Origin of the sequence: Pseudomonas sp. HD6515, from assembly GCF_024971855.1 — a bacterium.
GTDB classification, from domain to species: domain Bacteria; phylum Pseudomonadota; class Gammaproteobacteria; order Pseudomonadales; family Pseudomonadaceae; genus Aquipseudomonas; species Aquipseudomonas alloputida.
Genome location: NZ_CP079827.1, coordinates 1,608,560 through 1,632,069 on the forward strand (window position 1 = coordinate 1,608,560; position 23,510 = coordinate 1,632,069).

The 23,510-nt window shown below is 62.2% G+C and carries 23 protein-coding genes and 1 pseudogene; 14 read left to right on the forward strand and 10 right to left on the reverse strand.

What is annotated here, in order from left to right; all coding sequences use genetic code 11:
* Positions 1–175: 175 nt before the first annotated feature.
* Entirely contained in the window at positions 176–1,303 is a 1,128-nt protein-coding gene (locus KW568_RS07515) for a GNAT family N-acetyltransferase (RefSeq protein WP_004576866.1), read from the forward strand.
* Between the two features lie 105 nt (positions 1,304–1,408).
* Here KW568_RS07515 and KW568_RS07520 read toward each other — a convergent pair whose 3' ends face one another.
* The 4 genes from KW568_RS07520 to KW568_RS07535 form a co-directional block, all read right to left on the reverse strand.
* Positions 1,409–3,241 carry an ABC transporter ATP-binding protein gene (locus KW568_RS07520; protein WP_004576867.1) on the reverse strand — a complete coding sequence of 611 codons (1,833 nt, stop codon included), beginning with the start codon at positions 3,239–3,241 and terminating at the stop codon, positions 1,409–1,411.
* A 64-nt stretch (positions 3,242–3,305) separates the two neighbouring features.
* Entirely contained in the window at positions 3,306–3,863 is a 558-nt protein-coding gene (locus KW568_RS07525; RefSeq protein ID WP_004576868.1) for a peptidylprolyl isomerase A, read from the reverse strand.
* Complete coding sequence (locus tag KW568_RS07530; RefSeq protein WP_003254611.1) at positions 3,857–4,669, reverse strand: alpha/beta fold hydrolase; 813 nt, start codon at positions 4,667–4,669, stop codon at positions 3,857–3,859. Before KW568_RS07530 ends, KW568_RS07525 begins: the two co-directional genes overlap by 7 nt.
* Before the next feature lie 13 nt (positions 4,670–4,682).
* Complete coding sequence (locus KW568_RS07535; RefSeq protein WP_003254610.1) at positions 4,683–5,606, reverse strand: LysR family transcriptional regulator; 924 nt, start codon at positions 5,604–5,606, stop codon at positions 4,683–4,685.
* 48 nt (positions 5,607–5,654) lie between these two features.
* On the opposite strand from KW568_RS07535, the gene KW568_RS07540 reads away from it, so the two are divergent.
* The 3 genes from KW568_RS07540 (at position 5,655) to KW568_RS07550 (ending at position 7,820) form a co-directional block, all read left to right on the forward strand.
* Positions 5,655–5,969, forward strand: coding sequence for a hypothetical protein (locus tag KW568_RS07540; protein WP_003254609.1), 315 nt, complete (start codon positions 5,655–5,657; stop codon positions 5,967–5,969).
* A gap of 108 nt (positions 5,970–6,077) precedes the next feature.
* Complete coding sequence (locus tag KW568_RS07545; protein ID WP_003254608.1) at positions 6,078–6,677, forward strand: FMN-dependent NADH-azoreductase; 600 nt, start codon at positions 6,078–6,080, stop codon at positions 6,675–6,677.
* A gap of 267 nt (positions 6,678–6,944) precedes the next feature.
* Positions 6,945–7,820: a carboxylate/amino acid/amine transporter gene (locus KW568_RS07550; protein WP_004576869.1), complete on the forward strand. Its 876-nt coding sequence runs from the start codon at positions 6,945–6,947 to the stop codon at positions 7,818–7,820.
* 41 nt (positions 7,821–7,861) lie between these two features.
* On the opposite strand, the gene KW568_RS07555 is transcribed toward KW568_RS07550, so the two are convergent.
* On the reverse strand, positions 7,862–9,163 hold the full coding sequence (locus KW568_RS07555; protein ID WP_004576870.1) for a mechanosensitive ion channel family protein: 1,302 nt from the start codon (positions 9,161–9,163) through the stop codon (positions 7,862–7,864).
* A gap of 103 nt (positions 9,164–9,266) precedes the next feature.
* Here KW568_RS07555 and KW568_RS07560 point away from each other — a divergent pair, with 103 nt between their 5' ends.
* Positions 9,267–10,628, forward strand: coding sequence for a DEAD/DEAH box helicase (locus KW568_RS07560; RefSeq protein ID WP_012051553.1), 1,362 nt, complete (start codon positions 9,267–9,269; stop codon positions 10,626–10,628).
* Between the two features lie 71 nt (positions 10,629–10,699).
* On the opposite strand, the gene KW568_RS07565 is transcribed toward KW568_RS07560, so the two are convergent.
* A complete protein-coding gene (locus tag KW568_RS07565; protein ID WP_003254599.1) occupies positions 10,700–10,972 on the reverse strand; it encodes a hypothetical protein in 273 nt (90 codons plus the stop codon).
* Positions 10,973–11,187: 215 nt separating this feature from the next.
* Here KW568_RS07565 and KW568_RS07570 point away from each other — a divergent pair.
* The 4 genes and pseudogenes from KW568_RS07570 (at position 11,188) to KW568_RS07585 (ending at position 13,201) form a co-directional block, all read left to right on the forward strand.
* Positions 11,188–11,465 (forward strand): annotated as a pseudogene (locus tag KW568_RS07570) (BrnT family toxin).
* Positions 11,443–11,697: a BrnA antitoxin family protein gene (locus KW568_RS07575; protein WP_004576871.1), complete on the forward strand. Its 255-nt coding sequence runs from the start codon at positions 11,443–11,445 to the stop codon at positions 11,695–11,697. The pseudogene KW568_RS07570 and the gene KW568_RS07575 overlap by 23 nt, the downstream one beginning before the upstream one ends.
* 76 nt (positions 11,698–11,773) lie before the next feature.
* Entirely contained in the window at positions 11,774–12,169 is a 396-nt protein-coding gene (locus KW568_RS07580) for a hypothetical protein (RefSeq protein WP_003254595.1), read from the forward strand.
* A 105-nt stretch (positions 12,170–12,274) separates the two neighbouring features.
* The gene (locus KW568_RS07585) at positions 12,275–13,201 is read left to right on the forward strand and encodes a DMT family transporter (protein ID WP_004576872.1); all 927 of its coding nucleotides are present in this window, start codon (positions 12,275–12,277) and stop codon (positions 13,199–13,201) included.
* A 99-nt stretch (positions 13,202–13,300) separates the two neighbouring features.
* On the opposite strand, the gene KW568_RS07590 is transcribed toward KW568_RS07585, so the two are convergent.
* Complete coding sequence (locus tag KW568_RS07590) at positions 13,301–14,473, reverse strand: MFS transporter (RefSeq protein ID WP_004576873.1); 1,173 nt, start codon at positions 14,471–14,473, stop codon at positions 13,301–13,303.
* Positions 14,474–14,579: 106 nt separating this feature from the next.
* Here KW568_RS07590 and ptrR point away from each other — a divergent pair, with 106 nt between their 5' ends.
* Together ptrR and KW568_RS07600 are read left to right on the forward strand one after the other, a co-directional pair.
* Positions 14,580–15,473 carry a putrescine utilization regulator PtrR gene (ptrR, locus tag KW568_RS07595; RefSeq protein ID WP_003254589.1) on the forward strand — a complete coding sequence of 298 codons (894 nt, stop codon included), beginning with the start codon at positions 14,580–14,582 and terminating at the stop codon, positions 15,471–15,473.
* A 124-nt stretch (positions 15,474–15,597) separates the two neighbouring features.
* Positions 15,598–15,726, forward strand: coding sequence for a PA1414 family protein (locus KW568_RS07600; protein ID WP_009683677.1), 129 nt, complete (start codon positions 15,598–15,600; stop codon positions 15,724–15,726).
* Positions 15,727–15,852: 126 nt separating this feature from the next.
* On the opposite strand, the gene KW568_RS07605 is transcribed toward KW568_RS07600, so the two are convergent.
* On the reverse strand, positions 15,853–17,232 hold the full coding sequence (locus KW568_RS07605) for a sodium:solute symporter (RefSeq protein ID WP_003254587.1): 1,380 nt from the start codon (positions 17,230–17,232) through the stop codon (positions 15,853–15,855).
* Positions 17,233–17,364: 132 nt separating this feature from the next.
* Positions 17,365–18,315: an agmatinase gene (gene speB / locus KW568_RS07610; RefSeq protein ID WP_003254586.1), complete on the reverse strand. Its 951-nt coding sequence runs from the start codon at positions 18,313–18,315 to the stop codon at positions 17,365–17,367.
* A gap of 223 nt (positions 18,316–18,538) precedes the next feature.
* On the opposite strand from speB, the gene KW568_RS07615 reads away from it, so the two are divergent.
* From KW568_RS07615 to KW568_RS07625, 3 genes are all read left to right on the forward strand, one after another.
* On the forward strand, positions 18,539–19,432 hold the full coding sequence (locus KW568_RS07615; RefSeq protein WP_003254585.1) for a LysR family transcriptional regulator: 894 nt from the start codon (positions 18,539–18,541) through the stop codon (positions 19,430–19,432).
* Between the two features lie 137 nt (positions 19,433–19,569).
* Positions 19,570–21,135, forward strand: a complete 1,566-nt coding sequence (locus KW568_RS07620) for a PAS domain-containing methyl-accepting chemotaxis protein (protein ID WP_004576874.1) — start codon at positions 19,570–19,572, stop codon at positions 21,133–21,135.
* Positions 21,136–21,199: 64 nt separating this feature from the next.
* On the forward strand, positions 21,200–21,799 hold the full coding sequence (locus tag KW568_RS07625) for a tRNA-uridine aminocarboxypropyltransferase (protein WP_003254580.1): 600 nt from the start codon (positions 21,200–21,202) through the stop codon (positions 21,797–21,799).
* Between the two features lie 62 nt (positions 21,800–21,861).
* Here KW568_RS07625 and KW568_RS07630 read toward each other — a convergent pair whose 3' ends face one another.
* Positions 21,862–23,220 (reverse strand): TolC family outer membrane protein, encoded by a 1,359-nt coding sequence (locus KW568_RS07630; protein ID WP_004576875.1) that lies wholly within the window; start codon positions 23,218–23,220, stop codon positions 21,862–21,864.
* Positions 23,221–23,510 lie beyond the last annotated feature (290 nt).

A 23,510-nucleotide genomic window follows, 5' to 3' on the forward strand; every position in this document is an offset into this window, starting at 1 on the left:
TTCTAGGGTTCCGGAAAACAGGCGCAAGTATTGCGGGGGCCAATGACAGATTAATGTCTGATTAGTGGCACTGTTGTTAAGTAATTGAGAATTAAAGGGCCCACCCGGCGTTCGTCATTTGAGCGACGGGCCTTCCTTGGGGATACTGACGGTCTTCAGAGAGCGAGCCGAAAACGTGACCAGCCTGTACAGCCTTGCCCACCTGCGTGATCTGCCGACGGCCACCTGGGATGCCCTTGTGCCAGCCGGCCAACCCTTCCTGCGCCATGCTTTTCTCAGTGCAATGGAGGACAGCGGCAGCGTGGCGCGCAACACTGGCTGGGCCGCCGAGCACCTGGTGCTGGAGCGAGGCGGGCAGGTGCGGGCGCTGTTGCCCGCGTACCGCAAATGGCACTCGTTTGGCGAGTATGTGTTCGATCATGGTTGGGCCGATGCGTGTGAGCGGGCCGGTATCGCCTACTACCCAAAACTGCTTGGCGCTGTGCCGTTCAGTCCGGTCAGCGGCCCACGGCTGCTGGCGGCCGATCCGGCTGACGGTTTGTTGATGCTGCAGGCCCTGCCGGAGTATCTGGGCAAAGGTGGGCTGTCCGGAGCGCACATCAACTTCACCGACCCGGCGCTGGACGCGCAGTTGGCGGGCCTGCCTGGGTGGATGGAACGCCTGGGTTGCCAGTTTCACTGGCAAAACCGGGGGTATCGCGACTTCCAGGACTTTCTCGACAGCCTCAGCTCGCGCAAGCGCAAGCAGATGCGCAAGGAGCGCGAGCAGGTGGCGGGGCAGGGTATCGACTTCCGCTGGTACCGCGGTGATGAACTGGACGAGGCACAGTGGGATTTCGTCTTTCTGTGCTATGCCAACACCTATGCGGTGCGCCGTCGTGCCCCCTACCTGACGCGCGATTTTTTCAGCCTGCTGGCCGAGCGCATGCCCGAGGCGGTGCGCGTGGTGATGGCCCGCCAGGGTGGTCGAGATGTGGCCATGGCCTTGAGCCTGGTGGGGGGCGACAGCCTGTTTGGCCGCTACTGGGGCTGCCTGGATGAGTTCGACCGGCTGCATTTCGAGACGTGTTTCTACCAGGGCATGGACTTTGCCATTGCCGAGGGTTACCAGCGTTTCGATGCCGGGGCACAGGGCGAGCACAAGTTGATACGCGGGTTCGAGCCGGTGTTGACGCGGTCGTGGCATTACCTGCTGCACCCGGGGTTGCGGCGGGCGGTGGAGGATTTTCTGCTGCAGGAACGGGAAGGGGTCAAGGGGTATGCCGAGGAGGCGCGGGGGATGTTGCCCTACCGCCGGGACTGAGAGATCTGTGTTGCCTGTGCCGGCCTTTTCGCGGGTAAACCCGCTCCTACAACGATAGCGAACCTGTGTAGGAGCGGGTTTACCCGCGAAAAGGCCGCGCAGGTGTCAATCGACCCCGACAAAACCTCCGGTCTGGTGGTGCCACAACCGGGCATACAGCCCTTGCTGCTCCAGCAACTCACTGTGGCTGCCACTTTCGACAATTCGCCCCTTGTCCAGCACCACCAGCCGGTCCATACGGGCAATGGTGGAAAGCCGGTGGGCAATGGCGATTACCGTCTTGCCCTGCATCAGCGTCTCCAGGCTTTCCTGGATCGCCGCTTCCACTTCCGAATCCAGCGCCGAGGTGGCCTCGTCCATGATCAGGATCGGCGCGTTCTTCAGCAGCACCCGTGCAATGGCGATACGCTGACGCTGGCCACCCGACAGCTTGACCCCGCGTTCGCCCACATGGGCATCGAAACCGGTGCGGCCCTGTGTATCCGAAAGCTGTGGGATGAACTCGTCAGCCCGCGCGCGGCGCACAGCTTCGTGCAGTTCTGCATCGCTGGCACCGGGCCGGCCGTACAGCAGGTTTTCGCGGATCGAACGGTGCAGCAGCGAGGTATCCTGGGTGATCATGCCGATCTGTGCACGCAGGCTGGCCTGGCTCACCTTGGCAATGTCCTGGCCGTCGATGAGGATGCGCCCACCCTGCACGTCGTACAGGCGCAACAGCAGGTTGACCAGGGTCGACTTGCCTGCCCCGGACGGGCCGATCAAACCGATTTTCTCGCCCGGGCGGATGTCCAGGTTGAGCCCTTCCATGACATTGGTGGCCTTGCCGTAATGGAAGTCGACCTCATCGAAACGCACCGCGCCGCGGCTGACCTTCAGTGCCGGCGCATTGGGCAGGTCGGTGACGGTGACTGGCTGGGCGATGGTCTGCAGGCCGTCCTGCACCATGCCGATGTTCTCGAAAATGCCGTTGACCACCCACATGATCCAGCCCGACATGTTGACGATGCGGATCACCAGGCCAGTGGCCAGGGCGATGGCACCCACGGTGATCAGCGATTGGCTCCACAGCCACAGGGCAAGGCCGGTGGTGGCGACCACCAGCAAGCCATTGAGGGTGGTGATGACCACGTCCATGCTGGTGATCACCCGGGAGGCCAGCTGGGTTTTCTCGGTCTGCTCGCGGATTGCCTCACGCGCATACTGCTGTTCGTAGTCGGTATGGGCAAACAGCTTCAGCGTTGCGATGTTGGTGTAGCCGTCGACGATACGCCCCATCAGCTTGGAACGTGCGTCCGAAGACACCACCGAGCGCTCCTTGACCCGTGGCACGAAGTAGAACAGCGCGGCAATGTAGCTGACGATCCACGCCAGCAGCGGCAGCATCAGGCGCCAGTCGGCCTCGGCGAACAACACCAGCGAGGTGATGGCGTAGATCAGCACATGCCATAGCGCGTCCACCGCCTGCACGGCGGAATCGCGCAGCGAGTTGCCGGTCTGCATGATGCGCTGGGCAATACGCCCGGCGAAGTCGCTCTGAAAGAAGTTCAGGCTCTGCTTGAGCACATAGGTATGGTTTTGCCAGCGGATCAGGCTGGTCATGCCGGGGTTGATGGTCTGGTGCACCAGCAGGTCGTGCAGGCCGAAGAACAATGGCCGCAGCAGCAGAATCACCACCAGCATCCAGATCAGCTCGCCGCTGTGCTCGCTGAAGAAGTTGGCATTGGGCGTACCCTGGGCCAGGTCGATGATCCGGCTGAGGTAGCTGAACATCGCCACCTCGATCAGCGAGGCGACCAGGCCGACCACCAGCAGGGCCACGAAGCTGGGCCACACCTGGCGCAGGTAATACAGGTAGAACGGCCACACGGTCGTCGGCGGCGATTCACTGGGGGCTTCGCGAAAGATGTCGATCAGTTGTTCGAAACGGCGGTACAGCATGGGTGGTGACACTCCTGTTCCATCCGGCCCTCAGGCGGTTTCACATCCTTGTGAAAGCCTGCGGTCAGTCGATGCGTTTGGCCGACTTGATGTACACCGGGTCGCTCGGCACATCACGCATGCCTTTCTTGACGGTGGTCGGCGAGTTGACGATCTGGTCGACCACTTCCATGCCCTTGGTCACTTTGCCGAACACGGCATAACCGGCGTCGCGGCCTGGGTTGAGGAAGTCGTTGTCGGCGACGTTGATGAAGAACTGGCTGGTGGCCGAGTTCGGGTTGGACGTGCGCGCCATCGACAGGGTGCCGCGGGTGTTCTGCAGGCCGTTGCTGGCCTCGTTCTTGATCGGGGCCTTGGTATCTTTTTGCACCATCTGGTCAGTGAACCCACCGCCCTGGACCATGAACCCCGGGATCACTCGGTGGAAAATGGTGTTGTTGTAGAAGCCGCTGTCGACGTATTGCAGGAAATTCTTGGTGCTGACAGGCGCCTTCTCGGCGTTCAGTTCGATTTCGACCTGGCCGAAGCTGGTGTCCAGCAGAACGTGCGGGGTCTTGTCGGAGGCCATCACGCTGGTGGCGAAGGCGACCGAGCAGGCGGTGAGCAGGAGTTTTTTCAGCATGGGCTCAAAGATCCTTGAGAGGTGGAAGCGGCTGCGAGGAACTGCAGCAGGGTCTGGTTGAAGACCTCGGGTTGATCGAGGGGTGTAGCGTGCCGGGAATCGTCGACGACGACCAGCCTGGCGTTGGGTATGAGGGCGACATAGCGCTGTTTCAGTTGTATCGGCGTGTAATCGTGGTCGGCGGCGATCACCAGGGTAGGACAGTGAATCTGCCCGATGCGTTCCTGCACGCCCCAGTCGACGATGGCGTCGAAGCTTTTCAGGTAGGCGCGCTTGTCGTTGCGCGCCCAGCGCTGGGCCATCTTCTGTCGCAGGTCTGCTTGTTGTGGTTTGGGGAACAGCCGCTCGGCCAGCCCCTTGCCGACGGTTTCGACACTGAGGATGCGCGCCAGGCTCCAGCGCTTGAGCCACCACGCCCAGTCACTGCGGGTGCGGCGCTTGACCTCAGGGGCGCTGTTGACGATGCACAGGCTGCGCAACCATTGAGGGTGGTCGACGGCAAACTGGAAGCCGACCATGCCGCCCATGGACAAGCCGACGAAGTGCACCGGGCCTGTGTGCAAGTGTTCGAGCAGGGCCAGCAGGTCGGCACTGAAGGTGGCGATCTGGTAACCGTCAGCGGGTTTGTCGGAGCGACCGTGGCCGCGGATGTCCATGAGTATCACCCGGTAGTGGCGGCTGAACAGCGGCACCTGCAACTCCCAGTCCTGGCAGCTGGAGCCCAGGCCGTGCAGCAACACCAGGGGTTCGCCCTGGCCATATTCCTCGTAATGCAGTGTGCATCCTTCGTGTTCGAAATAGGCCATGGGCGCGGTCCTCTCAGGCTTGTGGGGGGGCTGCGAAGGGCACGTCCAGTGGCGCGGTGTCGAAATTGCGCAGCAGGTCGATGAGAATCTGCGTGGCCGGGCCCAGGGTCTTCTCTTTGCTCGAGTAAAGGTAGAACAGTGGGTGGCGGCTGCCACCCTGATCCAGCGGCAATGGCTTGAGCACGCCTTCGCGCAGTTCGCGCTCGATCATGTGACGGGGCAGCCAGGCAAAACCCAGGCCGCTGCTGACGAAGGTGGCGGCGGTGCCCAGGCTGCCGACGGTCCAGCGCTGCTCGGCGCCCAGCCAGCCGACGTCGCGCGGTTGGGCGCGGCCGGAGTCGCGGATCACCACCTGCAGCTGGCTTTCCAGGTCCTGGAAGGTCAGTTCGCGTCCCAGGCGGTGCAGGCTGTGCTCGGGGTGGGCGACGGCGATGAACTCCACTGCGCTCAATTCGGCGCCCAGGTAGCCGCCGATGCTGTAGCTGCTGATGGCCAGGTCGGCGATGCCTTCATGCATCACTTCCTCCACGCCAGACAGCACTTCTTCACGCAGGCGTACCCGGCAGCCGCGGCTTTGTGGCATGAATGCAGCCAGCGCGCGTACCAGACGGGCGCTGGGGTAGGCGGCATCGACCACCAGGCGCACCTCGGCTTCCCAGCCTTGTTCCATGTGGTGGGCCAGGTCTTCGAGCTGGCTGGCCTGCTTGACCAGGTGGCGCGAGCGGCGCAGCAGCACATTGCCGGCCTCGGTCAGCACCGCCTTGCGGCCATCGATGCGCAACAGCGGGACGCCCAGTTGCTCCTGCATGCGGGCCACGGTGTAGCTGACCGATGACTGCGAGCGGTGCAAGGCCTCGGCGGCCTGGGCAAACCCGCCGTGATCGACCACTGCTTGCAGGGTTCGCCACTGGTCAAGGGTTACGCGCGGCGCTTTCATCTTTCGCTCCTGTTGTCCTAAGCTGCGCTCTTTCAAGGAGAGCGGCCCATGAAGAAATGTTGTGCGGCAATACTGATGTGCCTGCCCCTCGGGGCCATGGCTTATCCCATCGATGTGGAGAAGGAGCTGACCGGGGTCAAGCTCGACTACACCGCCTATGACACGGCCTATGACATTGGCGCCATCACCCTCAACAACTATGGGCAGGTCCCGGCGGCGTGCAAGGTGACCTTCCGCAATGGCCCAGAGGCACCGCGGGTACGCCGTGTGAACGTACCGGCAGGTAAAAGCGTCGATGTCACTGCCAAATTCAATCGGCAAATCATCAAACTGCGGATCGCCTTGAACTGCACTGCGGAATAAACTGATTAATCGATAGATTGGACCCACTTTTTACGCTTTTTTATCGATAGGTCAAGCCTTAATCTCACCTCCATCGAATCGCACCCTTTTTGCCGATGGAGGCATCCCATGTCCCGTGTACTGATCATCGAAAGCAGCGCCCGCCAGCAGGATTCCGTTTCCCGTCAGCTGACCAAAGATTTCATCCAGCAATGGCAGGCTGCCCACCCGGCCGATCAGATCACTGTGCGCGACCTGGCAGTAAGCCCGGTACCCCACCTGGACGCGAACCTGCTGGGCGGCTGGATGAAACCCGAAGAACAGCGCAGCGCCGCCGAACTGGAGGCCCTGGCCCGTTCCAACGAGCTGACGGATGAATTGCTGGCTGCCGACGTGCTGGTGATGGCTGCGCCCATGTACAACTTCACCATCCCCAGCACCCTGAAAGCCTGGCTGGACCATGTGCTGCGTGCCGGCATCACCTTCAAATACACCCCGACCGGCCCGCAAGGCCTGCTGACCGGCAAGCGCGCCATCGTCCTGACTGCCCGCGGCGGCATCCATGCGGGTGCCAGCAGTGACCATCAGGAACCGTACCTGCGCCAGGTCATGGCTTTCATCGGCATCCACGATGTCGACTTCATCCATGCCGAAGGCCTGAACATGAGCGGCGAGTTCCACGAGAAGGGCGTCAACCAGGCCAAGGCCAAGCTGGCGGCGGTGGCCTGAGGGTTCACGAATTCCCAAACCTGACACCTGTTTTTGCTCCTTTGGGTGTACCTGCCCGGCTTGTATGGCCGGGCTTTTTTTATGCCTGGGGTTTTTAGGTCGCCAGTGCCGGCCTTTTCGCGGGTAAACCCGCTCCTACAAAGGCCATTGCAGATAACTGCGCGCAGGCGAGCCGCGAAGAGGCCGGTACAGCCCCTACATTCCTCATGGTTGAACTCATTCGCTGCAACCCGCTAAGGTCGCGGCCTTGATTCACGAGAGGCAACCATGGGCTACCTGATAATCGTCGCGCTGATCCAGGCGTTTTCCTTCAGCTTGATCGGCGAGTACCTGGCCGGGCACGTCGACAGCTATTTCGCAGTGCTCGCCAGGGTGCTGCTGGCCGGCCTGGTGTTCCTGCCGCTGACCCGCTGGCGCCAGGTCGAGCCACGCTTCATGCGTTCCATGCTGCTGATTGGCGCGCTGCAGTACGGCATCACCTATGTCTGCCTGTACCTGAGCTTCCGCGTGCTTACCGTACCGGAGGTGCTGCTGTTCACGATCCTCACGCCGCTACACGTGACCTTGATCGAAGATGCCCTGAACCGGCGCTTCAACGCTTGGGCGCTAGTGGCCGCGCTGGTCGCCGTGGCCGGTGCTGCCGTGATCCGTTTCGACAGCATCAGCGGCGAGTTTTTCATCGGCTTCCTGCTGCTGCAACTGGCCAACTTCACCTACGCTGCCGGCCAGGTGCTGTACCGTCACCTGGTCGCTCGCCACCCCAGCGACCTGCCACACTACGCCCGCTTCGGTTACTTCTACCTCGGTGCCTTGCTGGTGGTGCTGCCGGCCTTCCTGCTGTTCGGCAATACCCAGCACTTGCCGAGCACTGACGTGCAATGGCTGGTGCTGTTGTTCCTGGGGCTGTGTCCGACGGCGCTGGGGCTGTACTGGTGGAACAAAGGTGCATGCCTGGTTTCTGGCGGTACGCTGGCGGTGATGAACAACCTGCATGTGCCGGCGGGGCTGCTGCTGAACCTGTTGATCTGGAACCAGCACGAGCCGCTGGGGCGGCTGTTCATCGGCGGGGGGATCATCCTGGCGTCGGTGTGGCTGAGCCGCCTGGGTGGGCGCGCACAGGCGCCGCTGGCCGGCAAGGCCTGACGTGCCCTTTGATCCGGGGCTGCTAGGCAGCCCCGGCAATATCAGGCCTCGTTCATCTCTTCAAGGCGACGCGGCATTGGCTCTGCTGCCGTGCGCCCGGCCAACCCCACGCGCATATCATTGCCACTCGGCTGCTGATACAGGCTCAAGCCGAACTCCGGCAACACCGCCAGCAGGTAGTCGAAGATATCCCCCTGGATCCGTTCGTAATCCGCCCATACCGTGGTGGTGGTGAAGCAGTAGATCTCCAGCGGCACGCCTTCGGCGGTGGTCTGCATCTGCCGCACCATGCAGGTCATGTTCGGGTGCACGTTGGGATGGTTCTTCAGATAGGCCAGGGCAAACGCGCGGAAGGTGCCGATGTTGGTCAGCTTGCGGCGGTTGGCCGACAGGTCCGCCACCGGCCCCAGCGCCTCGTTCCAGTTTTGCAGTTCCTGGCGCTTGCCCGCCAGGTAGTCACTCAGTAGCTGCACCTGGCTCAGGCGCTGTTCTTCTTCGCGGGTGAGGAAGCGCACGCCGGCGGCGTCGATGAACAGGCTGCGCTTGATGCGCCGGCCACCGGACTGCTGCATGCCGCGGTAGTTGCGGAATGACTCGCTCATCAGGCGCCAGGTGGGGATGGAAACGAGGGTCTTGTCGAAGTTCTGCACTTTCACCGTGTGCAAGGTGATGTCCACCACGTCGCCATCGGCGCCTACCTGCGGCATTTCTATCCAGTCCCCGACATGCAGCATGTCGTTGCTGGTCAGTTGCACGCTGGCGACGAATGACAGCAGGGTGTCCTTGTACACCAACAGCAATACCGCCGACATCGCACCCAGGCCGGACAGCAGCAACAGCGGCGAGCGGTCGATCAGGGTGGCGACGATGATGATCGAGGCGAAGATCCACAACATCATCTTGGCCAGTTGCACGTAGCCCTTGATCGAGCGGGTGCGGGCGTGTTCGGTGCGGGCATAGATGTCGAGCAGGGCATCCAGCAGGCATGACAGCGCCATGGTCATGAACAACAGGGTAAAGGCCAGGGCGCCATTGCCAAGGAAGTGCTGAGCGGTGTCGGACAGCTCAGGCACCAGCTTCAGGCCGAACTGCAGCACCAGGGACGGGGTCGTTTGTGCCAGGCGGTGGAACACCTTGTTGTGGCGCAGGTCGTCCAGCCACTTCAGTGCAGGCTGGCGGGCCAGCAGGCGCGCGCCGTGCAGTATCAGGAAGCGCGCCAGGCGGCCGACTGCCAGGGAGATGAGCAGCAGTACTGCCAGACCGATGGCAGCGTGCAGCATGGGATGTTGGTCGAGGGTGCCCCACAGGTCGAGGGAGTCACGCCAGATTCGTTGGATATCCATGGGCTTGCATACAGTCTTGTTGCGAAACGAAGCCGTATTAGAGCGCGGATAGCGACAAAGTTGCCAAAAGAAATTCGGCTAAGGCTGCAGAAAACGTTACCCTATGCAACTGAATTTCCCGCACTTGTCTGAGGTTACCTCCGTGTTCTCCCAATTCGCCCTGCATGAACGCCTGCTTAAAGCCGTGGCCGAGCTTAAATTTGTCGAGCCAACCCCGGTGCAGGCCGCGGCCATCCCCCTGGCCCTGCAAGGGCGGGATCTGCGTGTGACTGCGCAGACCGGCAGCGGCAAGACGGCGGCCTTCGTACTGCCACTGCTCAACCGTCTGGTCGACCTCAGCGGTCCGCGTGTCGAGATTCGCGCGTTGATCCTGCTGCCGACCCGTGAGCTGGCCCAGCAAACCCTCAAGCAGGTGCAGCTGTTCTCGCAGTTCACCTACATCAAGTCGGGCCTGGTGACTGGCGGCGAAGACTTCAAGGAACAGGCCGCCATGCTGCGCAAGGTGCCCGACGTGCTGATCGGCACCCCGGGTCGCCTGCTCGAGCAGCTCAATGCCGGCAACCTCGACCTGTCCCACGTGCAGGTCCTGATCCTGGACGAAGCCGACCGCATGCTCGACATGGGCTTTGCCGAAGACATGGAGCGCCTGTGCAAAGAGTGCGAGAACCGCGAGCAGACCTTGCTGTTCTCGGCTACCACCGGTGGCGCGGCCCTGCGCGACATCATCGGCAAGGTGCTGAAAGACCCTGAGCACCTGATGCTCAACAGTGTCTCGCAACTGGCTGAAGGCACCCGCCAGCAGATCATCACCGCCGACCACGACCAGCATAAAGAGCAGATCGCGCAGTGGTTGCTGGCCAACGAAACCTTCGACAAGGCGATCATCTTCACCAACACCCGCGCCATGGCCGACCGCATCTACGGTCACCTGGTGGCCAAGGACGTGAAGGCCTTCGTGCTGCATGGCGAAAAGGACCAGAAGGACCGTAAGCTGGCCATCGAGCGCTTCAAGCAGGGCAGCTCCAAAGTGCTGGTGGCGACCGACGTGGCAGCCCGTGGCCTGGATATCGACGGCCTGGACCTGGTGATCAACTTCGACATGCCACGCAGCGGTGACGAGTACGTCCACCGTGTGGGCCGTACCGGCCGTGCCGGTGGCGAAGGCCTGGCGATCTCGCTGATCACCCACAACGACTGGAACCTGATGTCGAGCATCGAGCGCTACCTCAAGCAGCAGTTCGAGCGCCGGGTCATCAAGGAAGTGAAGGGCACCTACAACGGGCCGAAGAAGGTCAAGGCCTCGGGCAAGGCGGCCGGCAGCAAGAAGAAAAAGGTCGAGAAGAAGACCGGCGACAAGAAAGCTGCCGCCAAGCGCAAGCCTACTGCCAAGCCGAAGGCCAACGCGCCTCTGGCCAGTGCAGATGGCCTGGCGCCACTGAAGAAGCGCAAGCCTGCTGCTGAATAAGACTCACGCAGGCCCTTTGCAGAAGCGACGCAAGCTTGCTTCTGCGAAGGGCGTGCGCAGGCGACGAACGATCACTCCGCCTTTTTCTCTGCCTGCTTCAACTCCTTGATCCGCTGGTCGATCAGCTGACACTTGTCGGGCAAGTCCTTGCTCGCCGTCCCCAGATCCATCCCCTGAAGCTCATCATTGATCTCCTTGGCCTTTTGCGGGTTCTGCTCAGTCAACTGAGTGACCAGCCCGGCCAGCTCCTCACGTTTTTGCGTTGCTTCTTCAGGTGTGCAGGCCCAAGCGGGCAGGGCGCAAAGCAGGGCAGCGGCACAGGCTATGGGCAGTAGCGGTTTCATCCTTCCAACCTCCGGCGGTGGTGATGCCCGGTGGAGGGCTGTGGGGGCAGGTAAGTTCAGGGCTTGCGACCGATGGAAGATTTCTTTGGTGGTGGTAGTCCGTTTCTGAAACGCTCCCGTATCTCTCCAGCGCCGTTGAGCAGCACGCTACATCGCTCTAGTCTCGAAGGAAAAGAGGGGGTACTGTATGTACAGCTGTAAATACAGTTCGTCCCATGTTCTTTGAATGGGACGAAGGGAAAAACCAGAGCAATATCCGCAAGCACGGCATCGACTTTGCCGACGTTCCTGACATGTTCAACCATCCATGCTGATCCGGCGTGATGAGGATGTGGAATGTGCTGAAGAACGTTGGGTCAGCCTAGGATGGCTAAAGGCGCTGATAGGTGTCGTCGTGTACACGGAGAGGCGGGGTGAGGTGATACGCATCATTTCTGCAAGAAAAGCCACCAAACGGGAGGCCAGGTACTATGACCAAATCATCGAGAACTGACTGGAGCCGCCTGGCCCGGCAGGACGACAAGGATATCGACACATCAGATATCCCTGAACTGGACCAGGACTTTTTCCGCCAGGCCGAGCTGCGCGTTCCCGCCAAGCAGACGGTGACCATTCGACTGGACTCAGATGTCCTCGCCTGGTTCAAGGAGCAGGGCAGCGGCTACCAGACCCGCATCAATCAGTTGCTGCGCCAATACATGCAAGCGCAACAACGCCAGCGCTAAGCGCTTCGGAACGCTTGGCAACCTTGGCGGGTCCCAACCTGTGTACCCCTTTCGTCCACAGCAGGAGCCCGTAGCCATGAGCATCGCCTACGACTGGGACCTGATCGAACGCTTGCTGCACGAAGTGCAGAATGGCGCCGGTCACAGCTTCACACCCCGCCCATATGCCGAACAGCATGCTGCTGCACTGGCCGCCAAGGGTGAGCCGGTGGGTGACGTGGATCACCTGAAAACCCGTGCATGCGAGTATGAAAAGCTGCTATTTGAGCGCGGATTCATTGAATGCCGGCCTGAAGAGGACGGCGGCAATGGCGAAAACTTCGTCCTGACCGAACGCGGCTCGCGCTTGATGAGCCTGATCGACAGCAGCATCCCCGGCTTCGAGCACCCGCGCCAGGTGCTGGATGAGCAGGAAGATGCGCTGGACGAAACGACGTTCGAACAGGTATCTGCGAAGGCACAGATTGCTTGAGGTCGTTTTAAGGCTGGCAAGTGCAGCGTTCAAAACCCGATAATCGGTAGCTTCTGAACGCTGCCGAGCCTTGCCCATGCCTACGACCACCCCAGAGGCCCGCTTATGAGCGCGGTCCGCAAGAACCCTGACGCCTTTGCCTTCCAGGTAATGCTGGGCCTTTGCCTGATCTGGGGCTGCCAGCAGGTACTGATCAAGACCGCCGCCGCAGACATTGCTCCGGTGATGCAGGCAGCACTGCGCAATGGCATTGCCGCTGTGCTGGTAGGCCTGATGCTGTGCTGGCGGGGTGGCTGGGAGCAGGTCGGCACCACCTGGCGCGCAGGGTTGGTGGCGGGCGGGCTGTTCGGGGTGGAGTTTCTGTTCATTGCCGAAGGGCTGAAACTGACCTCGGCGGCGCACATGTCGGTGTTCCTCTATACCGCGCCGGTATTTACCGCCTTGGGCCTGCATTTTCGTCTACCCAGTGAACGCTTGCGGCTGCTGCAGTGGCTGGGCATTCTGCTGGCCTTCGGCGGCATTGCCATGGCCTTTGCCGGTGGCACTTCGTTCGAGCACATGGACAGCCGCACCTTGCTGGGAGATGCCTTTGGCGTGATCGCCGGGCTGGCCTGGGGCGCGACCACGGTGGTGGTGCGTTGTTCACGGCTATCGGAGGCGCCGGCGACCTTGACCCTGTTCTATCAGCTGGCGGTCGGTTTTGCCGGGCTGCTGCTGATCGCCCTGCTCAGCGGGCAGATCGGCGCGGTGTCGCTGACGCCGCTGGCGATGGGCAGTGTATTGTTCCAGGGGATTGTGGTGTCGTTCATCAGCTACCTCACCTGGTTCTGGTTGCTGCGCAAATACCTGGCGTCGAACCTCGCGGTGTTTTCCTTCATTACCCCGTTGTTTGGGGTGACCTTTGGCGTTTTGCTGCTGGATGAGCCGCTTAGTGCGAATTTCGTGGTGGGCGCGTTGATGGTATTGCTGGGTGTGATCCTGGTAAGTGCCGAGCCTTGGGTGAAACAACAATTGCGGCGGTTGGTAGGGTGATGTGTTGCCTCTACCGGCCCCTTCGCGGGCAAGCCGCGCCTGCAAAGCCGTTGTAGGCGCGGGCTTGCCCGCGAAGGGGCCGGTACAGACTGCATCGCCTCAGGATGCAGCCTTGGCCTGACAGGCGCTTCCCTGCTGTGCGTTACCCGGCAACTGGACCAGTACGCCCGCCACCGCCAACCCGCCCGCCGCCAGCATCAATGCCGGTTGCAGCCCGCCACTGTAATGGCTGCTGAGCGCCGCCAGCAGCGGCCCACTCAACTGCCCCAAGGCAAAGCACGCGGTCAGCAGCCCGGCATTGCGCTGTGTGGCATGTGGCGCCAACTCGCGCGAGCGCTGCATGACCAGTTGCATGCAGGCCAGGAACGGCCCGCCACACAGCGCAACACCCAGCACCAGCCCGATCCCTCCACCCATCAGGCAGGCCAGCACACCCAGCCCTTGCAACCACAGGGTGGTGGTCAACCAGGTCGAGGTGCGGCCACCACGGCGCACGCTCACCAGCAAAACGCCCAGCGCCGCCGCCAGGCCAAACGCCGGCCAGAACAGGTCAGCCAGCCACTGCCCGCGAAACTGCTGATTGGCCATCTGTGACAGAAAGGTGGCTGGCAGGATGTAGCCCATGCCATACAGGCCATACACCAACCCCAGGCGGCCAGTGCCGACACTGCGCGTCGGGCCTTGTCGCACTGGCGGCTGAGCCGGTGCCGCTTGCAGTGCCCGTGGCAACCACGGCCGCACGGCCAGCAGCATCACCAAGGCAGCCACGGCATAGATCAGCCACAGTGCAGCCGAGCCCAACCCCTGCACATGCGCGGCCAGTGCCAGTAGCCCGGTCACGGCAATACCCAGGCCGGGTCCGGCGAAAACCAGCGCTCCCAGGCGCTGGCGGTTGTGGGCAGTGGCTACTTGCTGGCTGAGGCTGGTGATCATCACCAGCACCCAGGCGCTGGCTACGCCTGTGCCGAAGCGCAGCAGCAGGTGGCCCCAAAAGCCGTTGGCAGCCCAGGAGGCCAGGGTCAGCAGCACACACAGCCACAGCCCCCCGTGCAGGCGCAGCCGGACCTGGCCTGGCGAGCGGGCGAACATGGCGTCCACCGCACCCACGAAATAGCCCAGGTAATTGGCCGCCGCGACCAGCCCGGCGACTGTCAGGTCGAACTGGCCTTCGGCAATCAGTTGTGGCAGTTGCGGGGTGAGGGCGAAACGACCGATGCCCATGGCCATCATCAGCGCCACGGCGCTGGCGAGCAGTTGAATGAGTGGCGACATGACAGGTCTCCTGCGCGGATGTAAGTGATGGCTGGCAGGTTAGGGTGCTTTTATTTTCAATAAAATTGAATAATGATGATCAAGTTGTTCTGTTTTGGAGAATGCCGTGGAATTCAGCCAACTGCGTATCTTTCAGGCCGTGGCCGAGGAAGGCTCGGTTACCCGCGCCGCAGAGCGCCTGCACCGGGTGCCATCAAACCTTTCCACGCGCCTGCGCCAACTCGAGGAGCAGCTGGGCGTCGAACTGTTCCTGCGCGAACGTCAGCGCCTGCAACTGTCGCCAGCAGGCAAGGTGCTGCTGGACTATGCCAACCGTATGTCCGCCTTGCGCGACGAAGCGCTGGGCGCCGTGCGTGGCGGTCAGCCGGCTGGGGACTTCGTGCTGGGGACCATGTACAGCACGGCGGCGACCCACTTGCCGGCGTTGCTGGCGCGCTATCACCAGGCTTACCCACAGGTGAACCTGCAAGTGCGTGCAGCACCCAGCGGCGAGTTGCTTGAAGGGCTGTTGAACCACTCCCTGGATGCTGCTCTTGTGGACGGGCCACCGAGCCTTGCCGGGTTGGATGGCGTGCCGCTGTGCGATGAGCAACTGGTACTGATCACCAGCCCCGAGCACCCGGCGGTCCTCACCGCCAAGGACGTGGCGGGCAAGGCGGTGTTCACCTTCCGCCAGGGCTGCTCGTACCGCATGCGCCTGGAGGCCTGGTATGCCCATGCCCATACGCCGATGGGGCGGGTGATGGAGATCGAGTCGTACCAGAGCATGCTGGCCTGTGTGATCGCGGGTGCAGGTGTGGCGATGATGGCCCAGTCGATGCTCGACAGCCTGCCTGGACGTGATCGGGTGAGGGTGCACCCGCTGCAGGCACCTTTCGATCAGGCGGTCACCTGGCTGATGTGGCGCCAGGGTATGCGCGGGGCTAATCTGCAGGCATGGATCGACCTGCAACAAAGCGAAACGATTAACCAGTCGTCGGAATGCGCCGCCACGGCTTGATCCGAGTCAAAATCGCCCTTATCTGTAGGAACAGAGGCATGCGTAATACAGGACATAGGGCTATGATCTGTATGAAACATTGCAGGATTGATTTGCCGTGAGGCTGACCCGTCAAGGGGGCATTATGAATAAACCACTGTCAAACTGGCTCCACGACCTGGCCGTCGCCTTGGGGCTGATTCCACCACCCTTGCAGCCGGTGCCGATCCCGACTGATGAAGAGCAGCGCAAACGTCAACCGCGTCGGCGCTGATTAACGACAAAGGCCGCTTCACCCGAGTGGGTGCAGCGGCCTTTTTGTGTCTGCTGATTGTCTATTGCCTGTACTGGCCCTTTCGCGCGTGCAAGCCCGCTACAAACGAAAGGGCCGGTACAGCAGTCAGGCCAGCTTCACCGCCGCCACCGACTTGCGCGACACCAGGCTCACGCCCACAAAGCTCACCAGCCCTACTGCCAGGCTGTAGTAGATCGGGGTATTGGCCTCCAGCCCGTCCAGGAACATGAACAGCAGGGCGGTGGCAAAGCCCAGCGACATGCTGGCAATCGCGCCTGCGGTGGTCGCACGCTTCCAGAAGATCGCCCCGATCAACGGGATCAGCATGCCGCCGACCAGCAGGTTATAAGCCAGGGTCAGGGCGTTGATCACATCATTCACCACCAGCGCGATGCCCAGCACCACCAGGCCGGTGAGCAGGGTGAACAGGCGGCTGGTGCCCAGGCTCGACTGCTTGCCGCCACGCAGCTTGGGCAGCAGGTCTTCGGTCACGGTGGTCGAGGCAGCCAGCAGACCGGCGCTGGCGGTGGACATCATGGCCGCCAGGGCCGCGGCCATCAGCAGGCCACGAATGCCATCGGGCAGGGTGGTCTTGATCATCTCGGCAAAGGCGTTGTTCGGGTTGGCCAGGTCGGGCATCAGCACATGCGCAGCCATGCCGATCGCCGCACAGGCCAGGCCATACAGCACGCAATACACACCGGCGGTGGTGCCGGCTCGCTGACAGACCTTTTCGTCACGGGCGGTGAACACTCGCTGCCAGATGTCCTGGCCGATGAGGATGCCGAAGAAGTAGATCAGGAAGTAAGTGATGATGGTGTCCCAGCCAATGGTAGTCAGCTGGAAGCTGGCCGCTGGCAGTTTGGCCACCAGGGTGTCCCAACCACCGGCCTTGTACAGGCACACTGGCAGCAGGATGAACATCAGGCCGACGGTCTTGATCACGAACTGGACGATATCGGTCAGGGTCAGCGACCACATGCCGCCGATGGTCGAGTACAGCACTACCACGCCGCCGCCGAGCATCAGCGAAGCCCAGAACGGCAGGTCCAGCAGCACCTGCAGGACGGTGGCCATGGCCAGGGTCGAGGTGACCCCGATCATCAGCGCGTAAGCCAGCATGATGACGGCGCTGGCCTGGCGTGCGGTGGGGTTGTAGCGCTGTTCCAGTACCTGGGTCACGGTGAAGATGCGCAGGCGCAGCAGCGGTTTGGCGAGGAACAGGTTGATGGCGATGATGCCCAGGCCCAGGGCTGCGCACAGCCAGAAGCCGGAAATGCCGTGGACGTAGCCCAGGCGCACGGTGCCGACGGTGGAAGCGCCACCGAGTACGGTGGTGGCCATGGTGCCCATGTACAGCACCGGGCCGAGGTTGCGCCCGGCTACCAGGTAGTCTTCATGGGTTTTCGCGCGGCGCATGCCATACCAGCCAAGCCCGAGCATGCCGGCGGTGTAGATCATTACAACAATGATGTCCAAGGCCATTGGGGGTCTCCCGATTATCTTTATTATGGCGAGATCGACCGCGCGGGCGTTTGCACGGCGCCCGGCGGTCTTTTCTTGTGTTGGCGGGCCTCAGTGGCCCTCCCTCATGGCTCCTGCCGGGGTAGAGCGGTATTAGCGACGCACCACGCCCGGTAGCACGCAGAGCATCTCGAACAGCAGGTTGGCACCGAGCAGCGAGGTGTTGCCGGTGGTGTCGTAAGGCGGGGAGACTTCGACAAGGTCACAGCCGATCAGGTCCAGGCCGTGGCAGCCGCGAATGATCTCCATCGCCTGGATGGTGGTCAAGCCGCCGATTTCCGGGGTGCCGGTACCGGGTGCCCAGGCCGGGTCGATGCCATCGATGTCGAAAGACAGGTAAACCGGGCCACCGCCGACTTTTTCCCGCACTTCGGCCATCAGTGGCTCCAGTGACTTGTGCCAGCACTCTTCGGCCTGGACCACGCGGAAGCCCTGGCGACGGCTCCAGTTGAAGTCATCGGCGGTGTAGCCCTGGGCGCGCAGGCCGATCTGCACCACGCGGTCACAGTCGAGCAGGCCTTCTTCCACGGCGCGGCGGAAGGTGGTGCCGTGGGCGATCTTCTCGCCGAACATGTGGTCGTTGACGTCGGCGTGGGCATCGATGTGTACCAGGCCGATCTTGCCGTGTTTCTTGTGCAGCGCACGCAGGATCGGCAGGGTGATGGTGTGATCGCCCCCCAGGGTCATGGGAATGACGTTGTGCTCGACGATCTCGTCATACGCTTCTTCGATGATGCGCACGGCGTCCAGCAGATTGAAGGTGTTGATTGCCACATCGCCGATATCGGCGACCGACAGCGAGTCGAACGGGGCGGCACCGGTCGCCATGTTGTACGGGCGGATCATCACCGATTCGGCGCGGATCTGCCGCGGGCCGAAGCGGGTGCCGGAGCGTAGCGAGGTACCGATATCCAGCGGTACGCCAATGAAGGCGGCATCCAGGCCTTCGGCGCTTTGCAGGTGGGGGAGGCGGAGCATGGTGGCGATGCCGCCGAAACGCGGCATTTCGTTGCCGCCCAGTGGTTGGTGGAGAGTCTTGTCCACGGTGGGCCTCATCAGTCGGTCGATTGTTGTGTTTGTTCGAACCTGTGCCGCCGCGCGCCATTCACGTGTGGTTTGCCGGCGGGCAGGGACATTTCGGCCAAGTCTGCTCAAGGGAGTACCGGGGAAGAATCGCTACCGACAAATACTTAGTTCAGGATTTTCTGAACTAAAGGCGGTAGAGCAGTTAGACTGCGCGCACATACCCTTGTGGAACCGTTGCACCATGGCCTCGACCTTGCCCGACCTGAAACTGCTGCGCATCTTCATCAGCGTGGTGCGCCACCAGGGCTTTGCCAACGCCCAGCGCGAGCTGAACCTGTCGACCTCGGCCATCAGTACCTACATGAGCCAGCTGGAGGGCGCCTTGGGTATCGTGTTGTGCCACCGGGGTCGGGGTGGCTTCAGCCTGACCAGCAAGGGCGAGCTGTTCCATCAGGAAACCCTGCGCCTGCTGGCCGAGCTGGACGGTTTCGAGCAGTATGCCGCCGCCCTCAAGGGCGAACTGCGTGGCACCCTCAACCTTGGCGTGATCGACTCCACGGTCGGTGACCGCGCCTTGCCGCTGGCCGAAGCCATCGGTGCCTACAGCCAGGAGCACCCGGCGGTGCACCTGCACCTGTCGGTGTCCAGCCCCTACGAGCTGCAACTGGGTGTGCAGGACAACCGCCTGGACCTGGCCATCGGTGCGTTTTCTTCGCGGATGAGCGGCCTGCTCTACCAGCCGTTGTACCGCGAACAGCACTGGCTGTACTGCAGCAGCCGCCACCCGTTGTATGCCGAGCGGCGCATTCCCGAGCAGGTGGTGACCCAGCAGCGCATGGTCGGCCGTGGTTATTGGAGCCAGGCCGAACTGGCCCGGCATGGCTTCAAGCACAGTGCGGCGACGGTTGAAAGCATGGAGGCGCAGCTGATCCTGATCCTTTCCGGGGCCTATATCGGCTACTTGCCTGAACACTACGCCCAGGCCTGGGTCGACAAAGGTGACTTGCGTGTACTGTCGCCGTCGACCTTTGGTTACCAGGCCCCGTTCTCGCTGATCATTCGCCGCGGGCGCAGCCGCGAACCGCTGATCCAGACCTTCCGTGACCTGCTGAAAAGCCAGCTCAACGTGGGCTGAGATGCGACGCATTCATGCATTCCGTCGGGAGCGGGTTAAATTCCGGTAAACGCTGGCCGCTAACCTGATAGCGCTCTGCTACATATCAACTTGCGCTGATGATTTCCCCTTATTTCATCCTGCAAGGATCGCCCAAGATGCGCATGAATTTGCCCGTCACTGAGCACGAAAGAACCTTCCCCGGCGATCAACGCCTTATTTCCACGACTGACCTCGGCAGCCGAATCACCTACTGCAACGACGCCTTTGTGGCAATCAGCGGCTTTACCTACGACGAGCTGGTCGGCCAACCGCACAACCTGGTGCGCCACCCGGACATGCCGCCGGCGGTGTTTGGCCACATGTGGGAGACCATCAAGCAGGGCAAACCTTGGATGGGCATCGTCAAGAACCGGGCGAAGAACGGCGATTACTATTGGGTAAGCGCCTATGTCACGGCGATATACGAACAAGGCCGGATCAGTGGCTACGAGTCGGTGCGCTCGGTGCCCACGCGCGAGCAGATCCGCCGTGCCGAGGCACTGTATGCGCGTTTGCGTGATGGTCGCGGCCCAGTGCCGTGGGCTGCTCGCCTGGGGCACGGCCTGGGCCATGGCTGGCCACTGATCGGCGCAGGCCTGCTGTCGGCGGCGGGTTACCTTTGGTTGCCCCCCTATGCGGCGCTCGCGGTGCTGATGGCAAGTCTGCTGCTGGCTTGGTACTGGGTCGAGCACCGGCAGAACCAGGCCATTCGCCGCACGTTGGCTGAGCATCCCAAGGCCTTTACCAGTCCGTTGGTGGCGCTGACCTACAGCGACAACCCAGGCCTGCAGGGCCAGCTCGACCTGGCCATCATCAGCGAAGAAGCCCGCCTGCAAACGGCCCTGACCCGCCTGGTGGATGCCGGGGTCGGGGTAAAGTCGCGGGCGGCGCAATCTTCCGACTTGTCCGATGCCCAGGCGCAGATGCTCGACCGGCAGCGCAGCGAGACTGACCAGTCCGCCACCGCCATCGCGCAGATGGCGGCAACCATCCAGCAGGTCACCCACAATGTGCAGAGCACGGCACACGCGGCAGGTGATGCCGACCAACTGGCGCAGCAGGGCAGCGAGCTGGCCCTGAAGAGCCTGCAAGCCATGGGCAGCATGAGCGACGCGGTCAATGACATTGGTCAGGCGGTCAACGCCTTGGCCGAGCAGACCCAGTCGATTGGCAGCGTGGTCGACGTGATCACTTCGATTGCCGAGCAGACCAACCTGCTGGCGCTTAACGCCGCCATTGAAGCGGCGCGCGCCGGTGAGCAAGGACGCGGGTTCGCCGTGGTGGCTGATGAGGTGCGGTCGTTGGCGCAGCGTACCCGCGCGTCGACCGAAGAGATCCACCATATCATCGCCTCGTTGAGGGCCGGGGCGGAGCGAGCGGTGAGCACTGCCAGCCGGGGCGAGCAGATTTCCCGGGACAGTGTGCACAGTGTCGAGGCGGTGCAGGCGGCGCTGAGCGGGATTGCCGTGGCGGTCAGCCGCATCACCGGCATGAGCCAGCAGATGGCCACGGCATCGGAGCAACAGAGCCATGTGGCTGAAGACATCAACCAGCAGATCGTGAGGATTGCCCAACTTTGCGACCAGAGTGCCGGGCAAGCCAGGCAAGGCGCGGAAATCAGCCAGGACCTCGAGCGCATGGCGGAGTACCTGCATAGCCTGGCGGAAAGGTTCAACCGTTGAAATCGCGGGGCCCGCAAAGCGGGCCCCTGTTATGTGGCAAACTGTCCCCGCCAAGGAGACCGCCATGCCCAGACCCCGCTGCGAGCGCTGCCAGCGCCCGCTCGACCATTGCCTATGCCCACTGATCCCCGCGCTCGACAGCCGCACCCGTGTGATCCTGCTGCAGCACCCCAGTGAAACTGCCCATGCCCTGAACACGGCGCGCCTGGCTGCCCTTGGCCTGAACAATGCCGAGTTGCGGATTGGAGAGGTGTTCGATGACCTGCATGACCTGCTCGCCACCCCCGGATACCACCCGGTGCTGCTGTTCCCGGGTGATGACGCCCAGGTGCTGACAGCTTATGGCGAGGCGGGCGACAAACCTTTGCTGCTGATCGTGCCCGACGGCACCTGGCGCAAGGCGCGCAAACTGCTGTACCTGAACCCATTGCTGGGGGGGCTGCCACGGGTGACGCTGGGGCAGGTGGCCGCTTCACGCTATCGGTTGCGCAAAGCGCCGGAGGCGGGAGCATTGTCGACGATCGAGGCGGTGGTCGGGGCATTGAACACGCTGGAGCAACCGGCCTGCTTCGATGCACTGCTGGCGCCGTTCGAGGCGTTGATCGAGGGGCAGATCAGGGCCATGGGCGTAGAGACTTTTCAGCGTAATCATGGCCGCGAATGAGGGTTGGGGGCTGCTTTGCAGCCCATTCGCAGCACAAAGCAGCCCCGCTACCTAAAACCCGCTCAACGCATCTCAGGCAGACGCGCCTCGGTGCGGACTTCGGTGGTCGCCAGCGCCTCTGGTGGCAACGAAATATGCTGTTTGCTCAGCAATTCACCCATGGTCGCCAGTACGCGGTAGCGCGAGAACTCTTCGGTATAACGCACCTCGGTGTAGCGACGGTCTGCGTTGTACAGCTCGTTCTCACTGTCGAGGACGTCCAGCAGGGTGCGCTGGCCCAGGCCGAACTGGTCCTGGTAGGCCGCGCGCACACGTTTGGTGGTCTCGGCGTATTCGCGCGCGGTTGGCAGCTGCTTGCTGGCGTTGTTCATGGCGTTCCACGCCAGGCTCAGGTTTTCGGTCAACTCACGCAGGGCGTTGTTGCGAATGTCCAGTGCCTGGTTGATCTTGTGCGCGTCGGACTGCAGGCGAGCCTTGTCGCTGCCACCGCGGAACAGGTTGTAGTTCATCTCCACGCCAGCTTGCCAGTCGTTGTTGTTGTGGCCTTTCTCGCCGCCGGTGTTGTTGTTGGCACCGGTTGCCAGAATGGCGTCGAAGCGCGGGTAGAAGGTCGACTTGCCCACTTCGTACTGCCGCTCGGCGGCGTTGACGTCAGCCTGGGCAGACTTGATGTACGGGTTGTTCTGGCGCATGCCGTCGCGGGCTTCGTCGAGGGTGCCTGGCACCTCGCCCCTGATGCTCTGCGGGCTTTCCAGCTCGTCCGGGGCGCGACCGATCACGCTGAAGAAGTTGGCCTCGGCATCGGCCAGGTCGACTTCGGCGGTGTCCAGGTTGTTTTCCGCCAGGGCGCGACGGGCGCGGGACTGGTCGAGGTCGGCGGTGCTGCCGACGCCGCGCTCGTTGCGCAGGCCAATCTGGTCGTTGACGCGCAGGTGAGCTTGCAGGTTGTTCTTGGCCAGCGTCACCAGTTCACGGCGTTTGAGCACTTCCAGGTAGACCTCGACTGCACGCAGGGCGACATCCTGGGCAACGGCCTGGGTGTAATAGGCGCGGGAGGTAGAGACCGCCTCGGTGCGGCCTACTTCATTCGAGGTGTTGAAGCCGTCGAAGATCATCTGCCGCAGGCGCAGTTCGGACTGGGTGTAGTTGAGGGTTTCCTTGTTGTGGTTACCCTCGGCACGGGTCGTGGCGTTGTCCGAGCGCTGGCGGCCATAACCGGCAACCAGGTCCACGGAAGGGTAGTAGCCACCACGCGCGAACTTCACGTCTTCATCGGCCGACAGCTTGCTGTTACGGTTGGAGCTGACTTGTGGGTGGTAGTCCACGGCGCTTTGGACAGCCTCGGTAATCGACATCGCCTGTACGTTGGCACTCGCCAGGGCCAACAGTAAAGCACTGGTGATGGGGTTCAAAACGCGCATGGTACATCTCCCTGATCCTGGAATTGATCCTGCTGTTCGCCAAAAAAATGACGATAAACGTATCGCGTATAGTGTTGCAGGTTTTTAACAACACAGCTAAGTACATTCAACGCGATAGATAAGAAGATTTATTCATATCAAATTGCCATATAAGATCGTTGTTGTCTAATAAGTGTGTATTCAAGGGCACGGAACGAAGGCGGGAAATGCCTCGAAAACCCATGGATACAAGGTCTACACGCGGTTCCAGAACTAATTCGGATAAAGAAGGTGTTGATTAGGCGAAAGCG